The following is a 19,840-nucleotide window of genomic DNA, read 5'->3' as shown; positions in this document are numbered from 1 at the left end:
GCGGCGGTGCGGGAGCGGCGGAGCGGTGGTGCGGGCGGTGCGTCAGGTGGCAGGCGAGCCGGCCGGGGTCCCGGCCAGCGCTGCGTCGACGAGGTCGGGGGCCGGCGCGGCGCGGGCGCCCGGGACGGTGCAGGACAGGCTCGCGGCGACCCCGGCCCGGGTCGCCGCGGTGGACGGGGAGGCACCGGCCGCCAGCGCGGCCAGGTAGGTGCCGGTGAAGCAGTCGCCGGCCCCGGTGTCGTCGACGACCTCGACCTCGAGCGCCGGCCCGGCCACCGCCGGGCCGTCGGGCTGGTGCAGCGACCAGCCGCGCGCCCCGTCGGTGACCACGAGCGTGACCCCGGCGGTGCGGGAGAGTGCGGCCCACTGGTCAGCCGGCACCGCCAGCAGCTCGGTGAGCCGCCGGCGCCCGACGACGACGTGGTCGGCGGCGTGCATCGCAGCGAGCGCGACGCCTGGGTCGTCGCACCCGTCGAGGTCGACGGCCAGGCGGACCCCGGCCCGGGCGGCCCCCTCGAGCTCGGCCGCGCGGTAGCCGTCGAGGTAGAGCAGCCCGCCGTCGGCAGCCAGCCGGTCGGCGACCGCGGTCACGTGGGCAGAGCCCAGGGCGTCGTCCTCGCTCACCACCGACCGCCGGCCGGCGCCGTCCACCAGCACGATCGCGGTGGACAGGAAGCCGGTGCGGTCGGTCCACCCGGTGTCGATGCCCTCCGCGGCGAGCTCGGCGAGGAACCGGGCCGACAGCGGGTCGTCGCCGACCACGCCGGCGAAGGCGACCTGGGCACCGGCGCGGGCCGCGGCGACGGCGGCGTTGGCGGCCATCCCGCCCGGGAGGTGCTCCACGGTGACGGCGTGCACCCGCTCGTCGGGACGCGGCACGTGGGGCACCCGGCCGACCACGTCGAGGTTGGCGTACCCGCAGAAGACGATCACCGGCCGGCGGCCCGGGCGACGGCGCGCACCTTCTCCGGGTCGACCCGGCCCCACCAGCGGCTGTTCTCCTTGGCGGCGGAGGCGACGATCGCGCCGTCGCACTCGGCGAGCAGCGGACCGACGTTGGTCGGGTCGATGCCGCTGCCGATGACCACGGGGAGCTGGGTGTGGTCGCGGATGCCCACGACCTCGGCCACCGACGTCGGGTGCCCGGTGCGCGAGCCGGTGGCGATCAGGACGTCGGCGTCGAAGAACTCGGCGTCCTCGGTCTGCTCGGCCAGCGTGCGGTCGGCGACGATGGCGTGCGCCCCGTGCTTGACGTGCACGTCGGCGAAGACCCTCACCGGGTCGGCCCCGATCGCGTGCCGGTACCGGGTGGTGCTGGCCGCCTGGCCCTCGATGATCCCCTCGTTGGCCACGTAGGCGTTGGCCCACTGGTTGACCCGGACCCAGCCGGCCCCGGCGGCCCAGGCGGCGGCGACCGAGCACTGGCCCGCGTTGGACAGCACGCTGACCCCGACCTTCGCGCCGAGCTCGGCGACGACGGCGGCGGTGATCACGCCCATCGTCGCGGCCACCTCGTACCCGTGCTCCCCCGGCTTGAGGAACGGCAGGTCCCAGTGGTTCTCCACGATCACGGTGTCGAAGCCGTTGCCGACGTAGGCCTGCGCCTCCTCGACGGCGAACCGGCACAGCTCGGCCACCGACTGGCCGCGGTAGGAGGGGCTCCCGGGCAGCGGAGGCAGGTGCACTGCACCCACGAGCGTCTTCTCCGTGCCGAAGAGCTCGGCCATCGCCGAGGGCTTGCGGGGGTACACACCGAGCTGCGCTGCCATGTCCACACCCATCCAGGTAATCGATTGCACAACGAGGGGAACGCTAGTGGCGGACCCCGTGGTGCCGTCAATAGGCAATCGTTTACATTCGTGTTTCCGCTGGTCGGCCGGGCGTCATCCGTTCGACACGGGCGTGCGGCACGCTCCCGCACGCGCGGTCGGCGATGATGACCCGGTCAATCGAGGCGACAGAGGAGGGCGCGTGGCGAGGGTGACCATCCGCGACGTCGCCGAGCTGGCCCAGGTGTCGACCGCCACGGTCTCCCGCGCCCTGTCCGGGGCCAAGCCGGTCTCCCCGGCCGTCGTCGACCAGGTCCGGCGCGCCGCGGACGAACTCGGCTACGCCGGGAACGGCATCGCCAGCGCGCTGCGCCGCAGCCGCACCGACACGGTCGGCATGGTGGTGCCCAGCATCGCCAACCCCTTCTTCACCGGCCTCGTCGAGCACGTCGAGCACGCCCTGCAGGACGCCGGCCGTCAGCTGTTCCTGTGCTCCTCCCGGTCGGACCCGGAGCTGGAGGCGCAGCGACTGCGCAGCCTGGTCGCCCGCCAGGTCGACGGCATCATCATCAGCCCGGTGCACGGCAGCCTGAGCACGACGGCGGTGCGGCGGGCCGCGGACGAGTTGCCCCTGGTCCAGGTCGACCGCTACGTCACCGGGGTGGACAGCGACTGGGTCGGGGTCGACGACGACGCAGCGCTGGAGCTGGTCATGGAGCACCTGGCCGACCGCGGCGTCCGCTCCGCCGCGTTCGTCAGCTCGCAGCTCACCAACTCCTCGACCGAACTGCGGGTCGCGGGTTTCCACCGGCACGCCGAACGCCTGGGCATCGCGGTGCGCGAGGAGGACGTCCTGCTGGGCGAGTACTCGATCGAGTGGGGACGGCAGGCCGCCGTCACCCTGCTCGCCGCCGGACCACGACCGGACGCCGTCGTCTGCGCCGACGACCTGATCGCCCTGGGGATGCTGCAGGCGTGCGCGGCGGCCGGCGTCGACGTCCCCCGCGACCTGCTGGTCACCGGGTTCGACGACATCCCGTTCGCGGCGCTGAGCCATCCGCCGCTGACCACCGTCCGGCAGCCGCAGGCGGAGATCGCGGCGGAGGCGGTGCGCCTGCTGTCGCGGGTGCTGGGTGCGCAGGAGGCGCCGCCCTCACGGGTGGCGCTACGGCCCTCGCTCACCGTCCGGTCGAGCACCAGCCGCTGACCCGACGACCCGCCGCCGCGGGTTCCACGTGGAACCGGTCACCGCGGCCAGCGGGCGAGGACGGCGGCGAACGCGGCGGCGGCCTGCTCCGCCTCCACCACCTCGACGTGCTCGTCGACGGCGTGCATCACCGCGGGGGTGCCCGGCCCCCACACGACGACCGGTGCGCCGCCGGTGACCGCGGTGAGCACGGAGGCGTCGGTGAAGTAGGTGGCCGGTGCCGCCTGCGCCTCGACCGGCAGGCCGGCCACCCAGGGATCGTCGGCCGGCGTGCGCACTGCCGGGAGGTCGACCAGGACGTCGACCTCCGCCACCTCCGCCTGTGCTCGCCACCAGGCGGCGAGGTGCGCGCCGGTGCCCACGGTGCGCTGGTCGATCAGCACCTCCGCCCGGTCGGGGACGACGTTCGGCACCGTGCCGCCGCGCAGGACGCCGGGGTTCCAGGTCTCGGCACCCAGGAAGGGCTCACTGGTCAGCGGCAGCTCCCGGTCCGCCCGGCCGAGCACCGCGACCAGGTCCAGCAGGGCGTTGTGGCCGCGCTCGGGGGTGCTCCCGTGGGCGGCGACGCCCCGGGTCCGGACGGCGAGCCACAGCGCACCGCGGTGCCCCAGGACCACCCGGTTGCCCGTCGCCTCCGGGACGATGACGGCGCCCACCGACAGGTCGGCCACCGCCCCCGCCGCGGCGGCGGCACCCCGGGAGCCGATCTCCTCGTCGCTGGTGAGCAGCAGGGCGAGCGGCGTCTCCAGATCCGCCACGGCCAGCGCTGCGACCGCCGCCGCCACCCCCGCCTTCATGTCCGAGGCGCCCCGGCCCCAGATCCGGCCGCCGTCCAGGTCGGCCCCGAACGGGTCGCGTGACCACCCGCCGGGATCGCTCGCCGGGACCGTGTCGACATGGCAGGCGATGACCAGCCGCGGCCTCGCCGGGTCGGTCGCCGAGGTGAGCAGGGTCCACGGTTGCTCGCGGTCGGGGCCCTCGATGCGTCGCAGGTGCGGGGCCGCCTCCGTCGCCGCGTCGGTGACCAGGCCGAGCAGGCCCCGCTGCGCGGCCGCGTCGCCGGAGACGGTCGGAACCCGCACCAGCTCGCGGGTCAGCTCGGCGACGTCCGGGGCAGGGGCGCTCATGGACCGATCATGGCCCGCGCCCCTGCCCTCCGCTCAGCTGCCCACCGGCTCCGGGGTGCGCTCGGCCTCGACCGTCCGGCTCAGCTTCGCGCCCTCGACGTCCAGGTCGGGCAGCAGCCGGTCCAGCCAGCGCGGCAGCCACCAGGCCGAACGGCCCAGCAGCGCGAGCACGGCCGGCACCAGCGTCATCCGGACGATGAAGGCGTCCACCAGCACGCCGACGGCCAGGCCGAACGCGATCGCCTTGACGGTCACGTCCTCGATGGTCACGAAGCTGCCGAACACCGAGAACATGATCAGCGCGGCCGCGACGACCACCCGGGACGCGTGCCGCATGCCGGCGACCACCGCCGCCCGCGGCTCGGCCCCGTGCACGAACTCCTCGCGCATCCGGGAGACGAGGAAGACCTCGTAGTCCATGGCCAGGCCGAAGAGGACCGCCATCAGCAGGATCGGCATGAAGCTGATGACCGGGCCGGTGGCCGGCACCCCGAAGACGTCCATCAGCCAGCCCCACTGGAAGACCGCGACGACCGCACCGAACGAGGCGCCCACCGAGAGCAGGAAGCCCAGCGCGGCCTTCACCGGCACCAGGACGGACCGGAAGACCAGCAGCAGCAGGACCAGGGCGAGGCCCACGACGACCAGGGTGAACGGCAGCAGGGCGTTGCCGAGCCGGTCGGAGACGTCGATGGCGACGGCGGTCTGCCCGGTCACCGTCACGTCGGCGCCGGTGTCGCCGGCCAGGTCGTCGCCGAGGTCACGCAGGTCGGCCACGAGCGCGGTGGTCGCCTCGTCCTGCGGGCCGCTCTCCGGCACCACCTGCACGATCGCGGCGGTGCCGTCGGCCACCACCTGCGGGACGGCGTAGGCGACGTCGTCCAGCCCGCCGGTGAACTCACCGGGCTGCCCGGTCGGCGTGCCGCCGATCGCGGCGGCCGCCTGGCCGGCCGTCTGCTCGGCGGTCGCCGGCTCCAGGCCGTCGAGGAAGACGATGAGCGGGCCGTTGGCCCCGGGGCCGAAGTACTCGCTGACCGCGTCGTAGGCCTGCCGGGTGGTGCTCTCCTCGGGGGCGGTGCTGGCGTCGGGCAGGGCCAGCCGCAGCTGCAGCGCGGGGATCGCGACCACCAGCAGGCCGACGACGGTGACCAGCACGGTCAGCACCGGCCGGCGGGTGACGAAGGCGGCCCAGCGGGCGCCACCGGTGCGCGCCGGCGTCCCGGCGTGCTCGGCGAGCGCCTGCTCGCGGCGGGCGGCGCGGGAACCGGGCTTGGGCACGAGCCGGGCGCCGGCGAAGCCCAGCAGCGCGGGCAGCAGCGTCAGCGCGACCAGGACGGCGACCAGCACGGTGCCCGCGGCACCCAGGCCCATGACGGTGAGGAAGGGGATGCCGACGACGGCGAGCCCGGAGAGCGCGATGACCACGGTCAGGCCGGCGAAGACGACGGCGGAGCCGGCGGTGCCGGCGGCCCGCCCGGCGGACTCCTCGGGGTCCATGCCGGCGGCCAGCTGGGAGCGGTGCCGGGACAGGATGAACAGCGTGTAGTCGATGCCGACCGCCAGGCCGATCATCAGCGCCAGCGTCGGGGCGGTCGAGGAGAGCGTGATGACGCCGGACGTCGCCAGCAGCCCGGTGAGCCCGATGCCCACCCCGACCAGGGCGGTCAGCAGGTTCATGCCGGCGGCGAGCAGCGACCCGAAGGTGACGACGAGGACCAGCACGGCGACCACCACGCCGATGAGCTCCAGCGGACCGACGGTGACCGCACCGGTGTTGAAGGCGGCGCCGCCGACCTCGACCTGCAGACCCGCGTCCGCGGCCGGGGCCGTGGCCGCCTGCAGGTCCTCCAGCGCGTTCTCCCCGAGCTCGGGCGGCGGCACCGCGTACTGCACCGGGGCCAGGGCCGCCCGCCCGTCCGGGCTGATCGACTGGGTGGCGAAGGGGTCCTGCACGCCGGCGACCTGGTCGACCTGACCGGCTGCGGCCACGGTCTCGGCGATCGCGGCGGCGTACTGGGGATCGGCCACCGTGGCGCCCTCGGGGGCGACGAACACCAGCTGCGCGCCGGCGCCCGCCGCCGCGGGGGAGACCTCGTCGAGCCGGTCGAGCGCGGCCTGGGACTCCGAGCCGGGGATGGTGAACTCGTCGTCGAACTCCCCGCCGATGGTGAGGAAGAGGGTGACGACGAGCCCGAGCACGGCGAGCCAGGCCACGGAGAAGAGCCCGCGACGGCGGTAGGCCGCGCGGCCGATCCGGTAGAGCAGGGTGGACATCGGTTCTCCTGGGTTCAGCCGGTCAGGGGGTGGTCGGCGGGCGCGACACGGCACCACGGACGAGGGAGAGCAGGGCGGTGCGGCGCAGGGGCTCGAGGTCGCCCTGCGCGGTGAGGGACATGACGGTGAGGCCGCTGAGCAGCGCGGTGGCCGCCCCGATGAGGTCGGCGGCCGGGAGGGTGAAGGTCAGCCCCGCCTCCGCGGCCATCCGGTCGACGAGCTCGCCGAGCCGGCTCCCGACCTGCTCGTCGTGCCGGCGCAGCACCTCGGCGGCCTCGGGGTGCCGGGCGGCGTGCAGCGTGTACTCGGTGACCACCAGGGCCCAGGTGCGGTCGCAGCGGAAGGCGCTCAGCACCCGGTCGACCGCGGCGCTGAGCGGGTCCGGCTCGTCGGCGAGGCCGGCGAGCAGCTCGGCGACGCGCGCCAGGTCCCGCTCGACCTCGCGGGTCATCAAGGCCTCGAACAGCTCGTCCTTGGTGCGGAAGCTGGAGTAGAAGGCGCCGCGGGTGAACCCGCCGCGGCTGCAGATGTCCTCGACGCTGGCCGCGGCGAAGCCCTGCTCGGCGAAGGTCTGCAGGGCGGCGTCCAGCAGCCGCTCGACGGTCGCCTCACGGCGGCGCTTGGGCCGCTGCACGTCGACGTCCGTCACGATGCAGGACTGTATTGGATACATCCGTGCATCGACAGGCGAGGTGGGTCACAGTCCGCCCCGGACGCGACGAGGCCGCCGCCTCCCGAGGGGAGACGGCGGCCTCGTCGAGCTGCCCGGGCTCAGCCCAGGGCGCGGCCGACGGCGACGGCGCGGGTGTCCGGGGCGGCGATCCGTGCGGCGTCGGCCTCCTGGTCGCCGGTCGCCTCCTGCGACCGCCGCTCGGCCTCCACCCGGGCCGTGTAGCTCTCGACCTCGCTGGCGATCCGCTCCTCGTCCCAGCCCAGCACCCCGGCGACCGCCCGGGCGACCGGCTCGGCGCAGTCGACCCCGCGGTGCGGGGTCTCGATGGAGATCCGGGTGCGCCGGGCCAGCAGGTCGTCCAGGTGCAGGGCGGCCTCGTGCGCGGCCCCCCACACCATCTCCACCATCAGGTACTCCTCGGCGCCCGGCACCGGCTCGAGCAGCTCGGGGGCGTCGGCCGCGAGGTCGAGCACCTCGGGGGTCTGCGAGCCGAACCGGTTGAGCAGGTGCTCGGCGCGGAACCGCGGGATGCCCCAGCGGTCGGAGAGCCCGTCGAGCGAGTTGACCATCGCCGCGTAGCCCTCGGCGCCGACCAGCGGGATGTTCTCGGTGACGCTCGGCGGCACCCGCCGGGTGACGTCCTCGGCCACGGCGTCCACGGCGTCGGCGGCCATCGGCCGGTACGTCGTGTACTTGCCGCCGGCGACGGCGATGACGCCGGGCGTCGGCCGGGCCACGGCGTGCTCCCGGGAGAGCTGGCTGGTCGACTCCTGCTCCCCGGACAGCAGCGGGCGCAGGCCGGCGTAGACCCCGGTGATGTCGGCGTGCGTCAGCGGCACCGACAGCACCTCGTTGACGTGCTCGAGGATGTAGTCGATGTCGGCCTTGCTGGCGGCCGGGTGGGCCTTGTCCAGCTCCCAGTCGGTGTCGGTCGTCCCGACGATCCAGTGGCTGCCCCACGGGATCACGAAGAGCACCGACTTCTCGGTGCGCAGGATCAGGCCGGCCTCGCCGTTGATCCGGTCCCGCGGGACGACGATGTGCACGCCCTTGCTGGCGCGCACGTGGAACCGGCCGCGGCCACCGACCAGGGTCTGGACGTCGTCGGTCCACACCCCGGTGGCGTTGACGACCACCTCGCTGCAGACGTCGACCTCGTTGCCGGTCTCGACGTCGCGCACCTTCGCCCCGACCACCCGGCCACCGGCGTGCTCGAAGGAGACGACCTCGGCGGAGTTGAGCACGGTGGCCCCGTAGGCGGCGGCGGTGCGGGCCACCGTCAGGGTGTGCCGCGCGTCGTCGGCCTGGGCGTCGTAGTAGCGGACCGCACCGACGAAGGCGTCCGGCTTGAGCGCCGGGAACATCCGGCGGGCACCCGTGCGGGTCAGGTGCTTCTGCGCGGGCATCGGCTCGGACAGTGCGCCCAGGCGGGCCAGCCCGTCGTAGAGCGCGAGCCCGGCGGTGACATAGGGCCGCTCCCAGCCGCGGTGGGTCAGCGGGTAGAGGAACGGCACCGGCTTGACCAGGTGCGGGGCGATCCGGTTCACCGACAGGTCGCGCTCGTGCAGCGCCTCCCGGACCAGCCCGAAGTCGAACTGCTCCAGGTAGCGCAGACCCCCGTGGAAGAGCTTGGAGGAGCGCGAGGAGGTGCCGCTGGCGAAGTCGCGGGCCTCGACCAGCGCCGTCCGGAGCCCGCGGGTGGCCGCGTCCAGCGCGACACCTGCGCCGGTCACCCCGCCACCGATGACCAGGACCTCGAACTCGCCGGCCGCGAGGTCGGCCCAGGCCTGGGCGCGCTGCTCGGGACCGAGTGGGCGGACTGCCGTCATTGCGAACTCCTCGGTACGGGCCGTCGCCGACGACGGCTCACGATGCCCCCACGGTAGGTCGGTCCGCGAGGGGCCGTCGACGGCCGCTGTCTGACATCGTCGGACAACCCAGGTGCGCTGGGTCACCGTCCGGGCCCGCGATGGCCTAGCGTCGGGCGCCGTGCCGGGCACCGTGCAGTCGATCGAGCGGGCAGCGGCGATCCTGCGCGTGGTGGCCGGGTCCGGCGGCACCCTGGGCGTCACCGACATCGCCGCCGCGGTCGGGCTGGCCAAGACGACGGCGCACAGCCTGCTGCGCACCCTGCTGCACGTCGGCTTCGTGGAGCAGGACCCGGCCACCGGCCGGTACGCCCTGGGCCCGGGACTGCTCCGGCTCGGCAGCTCCCTGGACGTCAACGAGCTGCGGGCCCGCTCCTCGAACTGGGCCGACGCCCTGGCCGCCCGCAGCGGCCACGCGGTGCGGCTGGCCATCCTCACCGGCACGGACGCCGTCGTCGTCCACCACGTCTTCCGGCCCGACGACTCCGCGCAGGTGCTGGAGGTCGGCACCGCCCTGCCCGCGCGCAGCACGGCCCTGGGCAGGGTCCTGCTGGCGTACGCGCCCAGGCACCCCGCCGACCTCGCCGAGGTCCGCACGCAGGGCTGGGCGGCCGAGCGCGGCGAGCACGAGCGGGGGCTGGGCGGGATCGCCGCCCCGGTCCGCGACGCGGGCGGCCTGGTGGTGGCCGCGCTGGGCGTCAGCGGGCCGCTGACCTCGCTGTTCGACGGCCGCGGCACGCCGCGCAGCCTGCTGCTGGCCATGGTCGTCGACGCCGCGCACGCGGTGTCCCGGGAGCTGGGCCACGGCGGTGGCTGACCGCTACGTGCTGGCCGTGGACCAGGGGACGACGTCGACCCGGTCGCTGGTGTTCGACCGGGGCGGCCGGATGGTCGCCGTCCGCCAGCGCGAGCACCACCAGTACTTCCCCCGCCCCGGCTGGGTCGAGCACGACCCGATGGAGATCTGGGCGAACACCCAGCGGACCGCCGCGCAGGTGCTCGGCGACGTGCCCGACGCCGGGGACGTCGTGGCCCTGGGCATCGCCAACCAGCGGGAGACGACCGTGGTCTGGGACCGGGCGACCGGCCGGCCGGTCACCCGGGCGCTGGTCTGGCAGGACACCCGCACGGCCGACCTGGTGACCGAGCTGGCCGCCCGGCCCGACGCCGGCCTGGTGGCCGAGCGCAGCGGGATGGCGATCGCCGGCTACTTCTCCGGCCCGCGGCTGCGCTGGATCCTCGACCACGTGCCGCGTGCCCGGGAGCGTGCCGAACGCGGTGAGCTGCTGTTCGGCACGATGGAGACCTGGCTGATCTGGAACCTCACCGGCGGGCCGGACGGCGGCGTCCACGTCACCGACGTGACCAACGCCAGCCGCACCCTGCTGATGGACGTCCGCAGCTGCGAGTGGGACCCCGACCTGCTGGCCTTCTTCGACATCCCGGCGCAGATGCTGCCGGAGATCCGGCCCTCGGTCGGCGTCCTGGGCTCGGCCACCGCGCTGAACCGGGCCCTGCCGATCGCCGGTGCGCTGGGCGACCAGCAGGCGGCGCTGTTCGGCCAGGCCTGCTTCGCCCCCGGTGAGGCCAAGTGCACCTACGGCACGGGCAGCTTCCTGCTGCAGAACACCGGCACCGAGCTGGTGCGCACCCGCTCCGGGTCGATCAGCACGGTGGCCTACCAGCTGGCCGGGGAGCCGGTCCGGTACGCGCTGGAGGGGTCGGTCGCCGTCGCCGGGGCGCTGGTGCAGTGGCTGCGCGACGGACTGGGCCTGATCGGGTCGGCCGCGGAGGTGGAGACCCTGGCGCGCACAGTGGGCGACAACGGCGGCTGCTACGTCGTCCCGGCGTTCTCCGGCCTGCTGGCCCCGCACTGGCGGGGTGAGGCCCGCGGCCTGGTCGCCGGCCTCACCTCCTACGTCACCAAGGGGCACCTGGCCCGGGCGGTGCTGGAGGCCACCGGCTGGCAGACCCGGGACGTGGTGCAGGCGATGGCCGCCGACTCCGGGCTCTCACTGCCGGCCCTGCGGGTGGACGGCGGGATGACCACCAACAACCTGCTGATGCAGTTCGTCGCCGACGCGCTGGACACCCCGGTGGTGCGGCCGATGGTGGGGGAGACGGTGTCGCTGGGGGCGGCCTACGCGGCGGGGCTGGCGGTCGGGGTGTGGTCCGACGTCGAGGCGCTGCGCCGGAACTGGCACCGGTCCGCGCAGTGGACGCCCACTCCGGAGCGTGCCCGGGCGTTGACCGCGGAGTACCCCCGCTGGGAGCGGGCGGTGGAGCTCAGCATCGCTTGGGGAGCCCCCTGATCCGGTCGGTACGACCATGTCGGACTCCGACTGTTGTCCAGCTCACATGCCAACTCCTACGGTCCTGGCACGACGGGACGTGTGGTGATCACCGCCACACGCTCGCCCCCTGAACCGCACGGTCCGCGACGCCGCGGACCCGTCGTGAGGAGCGCCTGGTGGAGGAAACCATCGGTCTGTGGACCGTCTTCGGCAGTGAGGTGCTCGGCACCGGGATCCTGCTGCTGCTCGGCGTCGGTGTGGTGGCCAACGTCGTGCTGCCCAAGACGAACGGCAACGGCAGCGGCTGGATCGTCATCATCTTCGGCTGGGGGCTCGCCGTCTTCGCCGGCGTCTTCGCCGGGGCCAGCTCCGGTGCCCACATCAACCCCGCCGTCACCGTCGGCCTCTGGGTCAGCGGTGCCGACGAGTACGCCCCCGGCGTCGACGTGACCATCGGCAGCACGCTGGTGTACTTCGCCGGGCAGCTGGTCGGCGCCTTCCTCGGCGCGGTGGTGGCCTACTTCGCCTACTACGGGCACTACAACGACCCGGAGGCCGCCGGCACCCAGCTGGGCACCTTCGCGACCGGCCCGGCCATCGGCACGGTCAAGGACAACGTGGTGACCGAGGTCGTCGGCACCTTCGTCCTCGTCTACATCATCCTGCGGTTCGGGGACACCCCCACCGAGATCGGCCCGCTCGCCGTCGCCCTGCTGGTCGTCGGCATCGGCGCCTCGCTGGGTGGCCCGACCGGCTACGCCATCAACCCGGCTCGTGACCTCGGCCCGCGCATCGCCCACGCCATCCTGCCGATCCGTGGCAAGACCGACAGCAACTGGGGCTACGCCTGGGTGCCGATCGTCGGCCCGATCATCGGCGCCGTCCTCGCCGGCCTGCTCTCCCACGTCAGCATCTGATCCCATCCCGCTCAGGAGGAACCCCATGGCCCAGTACGTAGCCGCGATCGACCAGGGCACCACCAGCACCCGCTGCATGCTGTTCGACCACGACGGCGCCGTCGTCTCCGTCGGCCAGAAGGAGCACGAGCAGATCTTCCCGCGCGCCGGGTGGGTCGAGCACGACGCGAACGAGATCTGGACCAACACCCGCGAGGTCGTCGGCCAGGCCCTCGCCCGTGGCAACGCCAGCAACTCCGACATCGTCGCCGTCGGCATCACCAACCAGCGGGAGACCGCGGTGGTGTGGGACAAGAACACCGGCCAGCCGGTCTACAACGCCATCGTCTGGCAGGACACCCGGACGACGAAGATCATCGAGGAGCTCGGCGCGCTGGGCGGCGGCGCCGACCGGTACAAGGACAAGGTCGGCCTCCCGCTGGCCACCTACTTCGCCGGCCCCAAGGTCCGCTGGATCCTGGACAACGTCGACGGCGCCCGGGAGAAGGCCGAGCGCGGCGACCTGCTCATGGGCACCATCGACTCCTGGCTGATCTGGAACATGACCGGCGGAGCCGACGGCGGGCTGCACCTCACCGACGTCTCCAACGCCTCCCGCACGATGCTGATGGACTACCGGACGCTCGCCTGGGACGCCGGCATCGCCGAGGAGATGGGCATCCCGATGTCCATGCTCCCGGAGATCCGGTCCAACTCCGAGGAGTACGGCAAGGGCCGCAAGGCCGGCTTCCTCGCCGGGGTGCCGATCGCCGGCTCGCTCGGTGACCAGCAGGCGGCCACCTTCGGCCAGGTCTGCTTCACCAAGGGCATGGCCAAGAACACCTACGGCACCGGCAACTTCATGCTCCTCAACACCGGCGAGGAAGCCGTCCCGTCGCAGAACGGCCTGCTCACCACGCTGTGCTACCAGCTCGGCGACGCCAAGCCGGTGTACGCGCTGGAGGGGTCGATCGCGGTCACCGGCTCGCTGGTGCAGTGGGTCCGGGACAACCTGGGCATGATCAAGAACGCCCCGGAGATCGAGGACCTGGCCCGCTCGGTCGACGACAACGGCGGCGCCTACTTCGTGCCGGCGTTCTCCGGCCTCTTCGCCCCGCACTGGCGCTCCGACGCCCGCGGCGCCGTCGTCGGGCTCACCCGGTTCGTCAACAAGGGGCACCTGGCCCGCGCCGTCCTGGAGGCCACTGCCTACCAGACCCGCGAGGTGCTGGACGCGATGAACGCCGACTCCGGGGTCGACCTCACCGAGCTCCGGGTGGACGGCGGCATGGTCGGCAACGAGCTGCTCATGCAGTTCCAGGCCGACCTGCTCGGCGTCCCGGTGATCCGGCCGAAGATCGCCGAGACGACGGCGCTGGGCGCCGCCTACGCCGCCGGGCTCGCCGTCGGCTTCTGGTCCGACCTCGACGAGCTCACCGCCAAGTGGGCCGAGGACAAGCGCTGGGAGCCGCAGATGGCCGAGGAGGACCGCGAGCGCTACTACCGCAACTGGCAGAAGGCGGTCACCAAGTCGCTGGACTGGGTCGACGAGGACGTCAGCTGACGCCCGACCGCTGAGCACGACAGGCCCGCCGGGACCACCCGGCGGGCCTGTCCTGCGTCCGGCCCCCGACCCGCCCGGGAGCGCCCCCGGGCAGAAATGGCCATTTCTGCCCGGGGGGTCAGGTCGTGAGGGCGGCGTGGATCCGACGGACGACGCCGTCCAGGTCCCGCAGGTCGGTCGACGAGAGCCGGATGACCCGCCAGCCCGCTGCGATCATCGCGGCGTAGCGCTCGTCGTCCCGCACGATCTGCTCGGCGTCGAAGTGGTGGGCGCCCTCGTACTCGACAGCGAGCCTGACCTCCGGCCACCCGAGGTCGACCCTGCCCAGGAACACCCCGCCCTCGATGACCAGGAGCTGCGGCACGGGCGCCAGACCTGCGAGCACGGCGGCGACCCGCACCTTCGACTCAGGGGCGGACTCCGCGCGTGGATCCACCAGGGGCACTGCTCGCCGCACCCGGCTCACACCCCAGCGGTTGCCCCCGGCATCCACCATCTCGGTGAGTTGTCGCTCGGTCACCGCTCCCGACCGGACCATCGCATCGAGGGCAGCGACCGCCGTACCGAGGGGCTCGAGAGCCGCGACGTCCCACGCCGTCCGTGCAGCCGTGGTGATCGGAACGCCGTCGACGCGTTCGACGTCCATCGGGCCGAGCGGTCCGCGGTGGACGCGCACCTGGCGCGGCCCCTTCCACTCGACGCTCGCCGGTCGCACCACTGTCACCGGGTCGTTGGGTCCGGCGAACGGTGCGCCGTGCCAGGCAGCGGCTGAGTGCCCCCCGATGGCCGCGCCCGGCGGCAGCAGGAGCGCGACGCCTCGACACCGGAGCCGGTGGTCCAGGGGAAGCGCTGGGTCCGCGTAGACGCCCTGCACCAGTCGGCGGTAGCCCAACGAGCGCAGTTCCTTGGCCGTGACAGCACCCTGCGCGACGGCATGGCTGCCGACGAAGACGCCGGTCAGCCGGCTGACACGACTGGACACCAGGGCAGCCTGGCCGATCCGCCGCAGGCACCCTCGCCGCCGTCCACAGGCCCCCGGGCAGAAATGGCCATTTCTGCCCCGGGGGGTGTGGTCAGGGGGTGAGGGCGGCGGAGACGACGGCCTTGGCCTCCTCCTGGACCTGGGCGAGGTGGTCGGCGCCCTTGAAGGACTCGGCGTAGACCTTGTAGACGTCCTCGGTGCCCGAGGGGCGGGCGGCGAACCAGGCGTTCTCGGTGGTGACCTTCAGCCCGCCGATCGCGGCGTCGTTGCCCGGGGCGCGGGTGAGCTTGGCGGTGATCGGCTCGCCCGCCAGTTCGGTGGCGGTGACGGCGTCCGGGGAGAGCTTGCCGAGTGCGGCCTTCTCCTCCCGGGTGGCTGCTGCGTCGACCCGGGCGTAGGCCGACTCGCCGAACCGTTCCGTCAGTGACGCATGCAGCTCCGAGGGCGAGCTTCCGGTCACTGCCTGGATCTCCGAGGCCAGCAGGGCGAGCAGGATGCCGTCCTTGTCCGTCGTCCACACCCCGCCGTCGCGGCGGAGGAACGACGCCCCGGCCGACTCCTCGCCACCGAAGCCGACCGAGCCGTCGAGCAGCCCGGGCACGAACCACTTGAAGCCGACCGGCACCTCGACGAGCTGCCGGCCCAGGTCGGCCACCACCCGGTCGATGAGCGAGGAGGACACCAGGGTCTTGCCGACGGCGGTGCCCGCACCCCACTCCGGCCGGTGGCTGAACAGGTAGGAGATCGCCACGGCGAGGAAGTGGTTGGGGTTCATCAGCCCGCCGTCGGGGGTGACGATGCCGTGCCGGTCGGCGTCGGCGTCGTTGCCGGTGGCGATCTGGAAGGCGTCCTTCTGGGCGATCAGCGAGGCCATCGCGGACGGGGAGGAGCAGTCCATCCGGATCTTGCCGTCCCAGTCCAGCGTCATGAAGCGCCAGGTCGGGTCGACCAGCGGGTTGACCACGGTGAGGTCGAGGCGGTGCCGCTCGGCGATGGCCCCCCAGTAGTCGACGCTCGCGCCCCCGAGCGGATCGGCGCCGATGCGCACGCCGGCGCTGCGGATCGCGTCGAGGTCGAGCACGGTGGGCAGGTCGTCGACGTAGGTGCCGAGGAAGTCGTAGGACTGCGCGGCGGCGCGGGCCCGGGCGAACGGGATGCGCTTCACGCCGTCCAGCCCGGCCGCCAGCAGCTCGTTGGCCCGCTTCGCGATCCAGCCGGTGGCGTCGGTGTCGGCCGGGCCGCCGGACGGCGGGTTGTACTTGAAGCCGCCGTCCCGGGGCGGGTTGTGCGACGGTGTGACGACGATGCCGTCGGCCAGCCCGGAGGTCTTCCCGCGGTTGGCGGTGAGGATGGCGTGGCTGACCGCCGGGGTCGGGGTGTACCGGTCGGCGGCGTCGACCAGGACGGTGACGTCGTTGGCGGCCAGCACCTCCAGCGCGCTGACCCAGGCCGGCTCGGAGAGGCCGTGGGTGTCCCGGCCGACGAACAGCGGGCCGTCGAAGCCCTGCTGGGCGCGGTACTCGCAGATCGCCTGGGTGGTGGCCAGGATGTGCGGCTCGTTGAACGCACCGTCCAGCGAGGAGCCCCGGTGCCCGGAGGTGCCGAAGGTGACCTGCTGCGCGACGTCCTGCGGGTCCGGCTCGACCGTGTAGTACGCGGTGAGCAGGTGCGGGACGTCGACCAGGTCGGAGGGCTGGGCGGGCTGGCCGGCGCGGTCGGAGCTCATGCGCTGATCTTCGCGCCGTCGGCCGGTGCACCGCGACCCGGGCTCACCCGATGGGCCGACCCGATGGGCCGACCCGAGCCGCCGCCCACGCCGCGTCGACCGGATCGTCGGTGCCCGCCCGTAGCCTGGTCGGGTGCTCGGCGACTGGCGGGAGATGGTCACCGACGCCGCGTTGGCCGACGCCGTCGGCGCCGACGTGCTCGACCGGGCCCGCCCGTACCTGGCTCGTGCCGTGCTCGACGTGCGGGTCGCCGAGGACGCCCGCCGGCTGACCGGGCTGGTGCAGGGCAGCGCCGAGGTGCCGTACCGGACGACGGTGGTGCGCACCGACGGCGGCCGGATGGGCTGGGCCGCGGCCTGCACGTGCCCGGTGGGCGACGACTGCAAGCACGCGGTCGCCGTGCTGCTGCACCTGCGGCCGGACATCCAGCGTGCGCCCGGGGGCCCGGGACCGGCCCGCCCGGCACCCCCCACGTGGGAGCAGGAGCTCGCCGAGCTGGTCACCGCCGCCGGGCAGCCCGCACCGGCCACCGTGCCGATCGCGCTGCAGTTCGAGCTGGTCGAGCCCGAGCCCGGGCGGGGCCGGGCGTCGGTCGGCGCGCCCGGCAGTCGCCAGCGGCTGGTCCGGCTCCGACCGGTGGTGCCCGGCAAGCGGGGGCAGTGGGTGCGCACCGGCATCTCCTGGCGGCAGCTGCAGTACGACAACAGCCGCGCCGGCTGGGACCCGGCCCACGTGGCGGCGATGCGCGCGCTGCACGCCACCCACCAGGCGGCGCGCAACCAGTTCTACTCGTACGCCCCCGTCGACGTGTACCTGCACGAGTTCGGCCCCGGCCTCTGGCGGCTGCTGGGGGAGGCGGTGGCCGACGGCGTCCCGCTGGTGACCGCCGACCGGCCGCCCCGCCCGGTGGTGCTGGCCCGGGACGACGCCGACGTCGCCGTCGACCTCCGCGACGACGGCGACCGCACCGAGCTGCAGGCCGTGCTGCGGGTCGACGGCCGCACGGTCGACCCGGGCGCGCTCTCCTTCCTCGGCGTGCCCCCGCACGGGGTCACCGTCGACGGTCCGGCCCGCGACGAGGCACCCGAGGGCGCGCCGGGCCTGGTGCTGGCCCGGCTCGACTCCCCGGTGCCCCCGGTGCTGGCCGGCCTGGTGGCGCGGGGCGGGGTGATCGGCATCCCGGCCGACGACGTCGACCGCTTCCGGCGGGACTGGTACCCGGGGCTGCGCCGGGCGGTGCCGGTCATCTCCGCCGACGGTTCGGTCGAGCTGCCCGACGTGCTCCCGCCGCGGCTGGCCGCCGAGGTCCGCTATCCCGGTGACGCCACGGTCTGCGTCGCCTGGTCGGTGCGGTACGGCCCCGACCGGGAGTTCGCCCTGCACGCGCCGGCCGGTCCGGGCGACGGCCGCGATCCGGCCGCCGAGCAGCTGCTCGTCGAGGCGCTGCCCGGCCCGGTCGGCGGGGTGCCCGAGCTGTGGACGCCGGAGCGCCGGCTGGCCGAGAGCGTCGAGCTGGCCGGGATGGAGGCGCTGGAGTTCACCACCGAGGTGCTGCCCGCCCTGCGCGGCGACCCCGACGTCGACGTGACCGTGGTCGGCACGCCGACGGACTACCGGCAGACCACCTCGGCGCCGCAGATCAGCTTCACCGCCCGGGACAGCCGGGAGTCCGACTGGTTCGACCTCGGCATCACCGTGACCATGGACGGCCAGCACGTCCCGTTCGCCACCCTGTTCCAGGCGCTGGCCGCCGGGCGCACCCGGCTGGCGCTGATCAGCGGCACCTGGTTCTCCCTGCAGCGCCCCGAGTTCGAGCAGCTGCGGCTGCTGATCGAGGAGGCCCGCGAGCTGCGCGACGTGCCCGGCGACGAGGTGCAGGTCAGCCGGTTCGACGCCGGGCTGTGGGAGCAGCTGCTGGGGCTCGGCGTGGTCGAGGAGCAGAGCGAACGCTGGACCCGCGAGGTGCGCGGGCTGATCGACGTCGAGCACACCGAGCCGCCGCCGGTCCCGGCCGGGCTGGCCGCCGAGCTGCGGCCCTACCAGAGGGAGGGCTACGGCTGGCTGGCGTTCCTCTGGGACCACCGGCTGGGCGGGGTGCTCGCCGACGACATGGGGCTGGGCAAGACGCTGCAGACGCTGGCCCTGCTGGTCCGGGCGCACGAGGCCGGCGAGCTGGACGACGCACCGGTGCTGGTGGTGGCGCCGACCAGCGTGGTCTCCACGTGGTCGCGGGAGGCGGCCCGGTTCGCCCCCGGGCTGCGGGTGGTCACCGTCGCCGAGACCGAGGCCAAGCGCGGGGTGCCGCTGGCCGAGCAGCTGACCGGCGCGCACGTCGTCCTCACCTCGTACGCGCTGTTCCGGATCGACGAGGACGCCTGGACGTCGCTGCCGTGGCGCGCGCTGGTGCTGGACGAGGCGCAGTTCGTGAAGAACCACCAGGCCCGCACCTACCAGTGCGCCCGCCGGCTGCCGGCGCCGGTGAAGCTGGCGCTGACCGGGACGCCGCTGGAGAACAGCGTGATGGACCTGTGGGCGCTGATGTCGATCGTCGCCCCGGGGCTCTTCCCCGACCCGGAGCGGTTCACCGAGTTCTACCGGATCCCGATCGAGCGGGACGGCGACGCGGAGAAGCTGGCGACGCTGCGCCGGCGGATCCGCCCCCTGGTGCGGCGGCGGACCAAGGAGATGGTCGCCGCCGACCTGCCGCCCAAGCAGGAGCAGGTGCTCGAGGTGGTGCTCAACCCGCGGCACGAGAAGCTGTACCAGACCCACCTGCAGCGGGAGCGGAGCAAGGTGCTCGGCCTGGTCGAGGACATGTCGAAGAACCGGATGACGATCTTCCGGTCGCTGACCCTGCTCCGGCAGCTGAGCCTGGACCCCGCCCTGATCGACCCGGCCTACGCCGACGTGCGGGCCAGCAAGACCGACGCCTTCCTGGACCAGCTGCGCGAGGTGGTCGCCGAGGGCCACCGAGTGCTGGTGTTCAGCCAGTTCACCCGGTACCTGGGCGCCGTCCGGGAACGGCTGACCGCCGAGGGGGTCGACTGGGTGTACCTGGACGGCCGCACCCGCGACCGGGACGCCCGGATCGAGGAGTTCCGCACCGGGACGGCGCCGGTGTTCCTGATCAGCCTCAAGGCCGGTGGCTTCGGGCTGACGCTCACCGAGGCCGACTACGTGTTCGTGCTCGACCCGTGGTGGAACCCGGCCAGCGAGGCCCAGGCCGTCGACCGGGCACACCGGATCGGCCAGGACAAGACGGTGATCGTCTACCGGCTGGTGGCCGTGGGCACCATCGAGGAGAAGGTGATGGAGCTCAAGGCCCGCAAGCAGGCGCTGTTCTCCCGGGTCGTCGACGACGGCGCGCTCGCCTCCGGCGCGCTCACCGCCGACGACGTCCGGGGGTTGTTCGGGTAGCCCACCCGCTCGGCCCGGGCCGCCTGACGTGGAGCCGGGTCA

General features: G+C 74.0%; 14 protein-coding genes. 6 read left to right on the top strand and 8 right to left on the bottom strand.

The annotated features are described in order from the left end of the window. Positions 1 to 42 precede the first annotated feature (42 nt). Positions 43 to 987 carry a carbohydrate kinase family protein gene (locus FB380_RS06720; protein WP_166754400.1) on the bottom strand — a complete coding sequence of 315 codons (945 nt, stop codon included), beginning with the start codon at positions 985 to 987 and terminating at the stop codon, positions 43 to 45. Then, a complete protein-coding gene (locus FB380_RS06715; protein WP_166754399.1) occupies positions 930 to 1,769 on the bottom strand; it encodes a BtpA/SgcQ family protein in 840 nt (279 codons plus the stop codon). The genes FB380_RS06720 and FB380_RS06715 overlap by 58 nt, the downstream gene beginning before the upstream one ends. A gap of 202 nt (positions 1,770 to 1,971) precedes the next feature. Between FB380_RS06715 and FB380_RS06710 the strand changes: the two genes are divergently transcribed. Further along, on the top strand, positions 1,972 to 2,976 hold the full coding sequence (locus tag FB380_RS06710; RefSeq protein WP_166754398.1) for a LacI family DNA-binding transcriptional regulator: 1,005 nt from the start codon (positions 1,972 to 1,974) through the stop codon (positions 2,974 to 2,976). A 38-nt stretch (positions 2,977 to 3,014) separates the two neighbouring features. On the opposite strand, the gene FB380_RS06705 is transcribed toward FB380_RS06710, so the two are convergent. The 4 genes from FB380_RS06705 to FB380_RS06690 all read right to left on the bottom strand — a co-directional run bounded on the left by FB380_RS06705 (position 3,015) and on the right by FB380_RS06690 (position 8,879). After that, complete coding sequence (locus tag FB380_RS06705; RefSeq protein ID WP_166754397.1) at positions 3,015 to 4,103, bottom strand: M20 family metallopeptidase; 1,089 nt, start codon at positions 4,101 to 4,103, stop codon at positions 3,015 to 3,017. A gap of 33 nt (positions 4,104 to 4,136) precedes the next feature. Continuing rightward, positions 4,137 to 6,377 carry an MMPL family transporter gene (locus tag FB380_RS06700; RefSeq protein ID WP_166754396.1) on the bottom strand — a complete coding sequence of 747 codons (2,241 nt, stop codon included), beginning with the start codon at positions 6,375 to 6,377 and terminating at the stop codon, positions 4,137 to 4,139. Between the two features lie 22 nt (positions 6,378 to 6,399). After that, complete coding sequence (locus FB380_RS06695) at positions 6,400 to 7,026, bottom strand: TetR/AcrR family transcriptional regulator (protein ID WP_166754395.1); 627 nt, start codon at positions 7,024 to 7,026, stop codon at positions 6,400 to 6,402. A 122-nt stretch (positions 7,027 to 7,148) separates the two neighbouring features. Beyond that, entirely contained in the window at positions 7,149 to 8,879 is a 1,731-nt protein-coding gene (locus tag FB380_RS06690; protein WP_166754394.1) for a glycerol-3-phosphate dehydrogenase/oxidase, read from the bottom strand. Between the two features lie 160 nt (positions 8,880 to 9,039). Between FB380_RS06690 and FB380_RS25865 the strand changes: the two genes are divergently transcribed. From FB380_RS25865 to glpK (FB380_RS06670), 4 genes are all read left to right on the top strand, one after another. Further along, positions 9,040 to 9,735, top strand: a complete 696-nt coding sequence (locus FB380_RS25865) for an IclR family transcriptional regulator (RefSeq protein ID WP_166754393.1) — start codon at positions 9,040 to 9,042, stop codon at positions 9,733 to 9,735. Beyond that, complete coding sequence (gene glpK, locus FB380_RS06680) at positions 9,728 to 11,230, top strand: glycerol kinase GlpK (protein WP_166754392.1); 1,503 nt, start codon at positions 9,728 to 9,730, stop codon at positions 11,228 to 11,230. The genes FB380_RS25865 and glpK (FB380_RS06680) overlap by 8 nt, the downstream gene beginning before the upstream one ends. Before the next feature lie 158 nt (positions 11,231 to 11,388). Further along, positions 11,389 to 12,129, top strand: coding sequence for an MIP/aquaporin family protein (locus FB380_RS06675; protein ID WP_229681765.1), 741 nt, complete (start codon positions 11,389 to 11,391; stop codon positions 12,127 to 12,129). A 25-nt stretch (positions 12,130 to 12,154) separates the two neighbouring features. Then, positions 12,155 to 13,672, top strand: a complete 1,518-nt coding sequence (glpK, locus tag FB380_RS06670; protein ID WP_166754391.1) for a glycerol kinase GlpK — start codon at positions 12,155 to 12,157, stop codon at positions 13,670 to 13,672. A 118-nt stretch (positions 13,673 to 13,790) separates the two neighbouring features. On the opposite strand, the gene FB380_RS25860 is transcribed toward glpK (FB380_RS06670), so the two are convergent. Together FB380_RS25860 and pgm are read right to left on the bottom strand one after the other, a co-directional pair. Further along, a complete protein-coding gene (locus FB380_RS25860; RefSeq protein ID WP_166754390.1) occupies positions 13,791 to 14,654 on the bottom strand; it encodes a DUF559 domain-containing protein in 864 nt (287 codons plus the stop codon). Positions 14,655 to 14,745: 91 nt separating this feature from the next. Next, positions 14,746 to 16,380, bottom strand: a complete 1,635-nt coding sequence (gene pgm, locus FB380_RS06660) for a phosphoglucomutase (alpha-D-glucose-1,6-bisphosphate-dependent) (RefSeq protein ID WP_166754389.1) — start codon at positions 16,378 to 16,380, stop codon at positions 14,746 to 14,748. 133 nt (positions 16,381 to 16,513) lie between these two features. Here pgm and FB380_RS06655 point away from each other — a divergent pair, with 133 nt between their 5' ends. Next, on the top strand, positions 16,514 to 19,798 hold the full coding sequence (locus FB380_RS06655; protein ID WP_166754388.1) for a DEAD/DEAH box helicase: 3,285 nt from the start codon (positions 16,514 to 16,516) through the stop codon (positions 19,796 to 19,798). The last annotated feature ends 42 nt before the right edge of the window (positions 19,799 to 19,840 follow it).

The organism is Modestobacter marinus, assembly GCF_011758655.1.
GTDB lineage: Bacteria > Actinomycetota > Actinomycetes > Mycobacteriales > Geodermatophilaceae > Modestobacter > Modestobacter marinus.
Note: the sequence above shows the minus strand (reverse complement) of the source record. Positions and strands in the feature narration are given on the sequence as shown.

Excerpts from the sequence above, each read along its gene's own strand:
- pgm (WP_166754389.1), bottom strand. The coding sequence starts at position 16,380 with ATGAGCTCCGACCGCGCCGGCCAGCCCGCCCAGCCCTCCGACCTGGTC.
- FB380_RS06705 (WP_166754397.1), bottom strand. The coding sequence starts at position 4,103 with ATGAGCGCCCCTGCCCCGGACGTCGCCGAGCTGACCCGCGAGCTGGTG.
- FB380_RS06690 (WP_166754394.1), bottom strand. The coding sequence starts at position 8,879 with ATGACGGCAGTCCGCCCACTCGGTCCCGAGCAGCGCGCCCAGGCCTGG.
- glpK (WP_166754391.1), top strand. The coding sequence starts at position 12,155 with ATGGCCCAGTACGTAGCCGCGATCGACCAGGGCACCACCAGCACCCGC.
- FB380_RS06715 (WP_166754399.1), bottom strand. The coding sequence starts at position 1,769 with ATGGCAGCGCAGCTCGGTGTGTACCCCCGCAAGCCCTCGGCGATGGCC.
- FB380_RS06700 (WP_166754396.1), bottom strand. The coding sequence starts at position 6,377 with ATGTCCACCCTGCTCTACCGGATCGGCCGCGCGGCCTACCGCCGTCGC.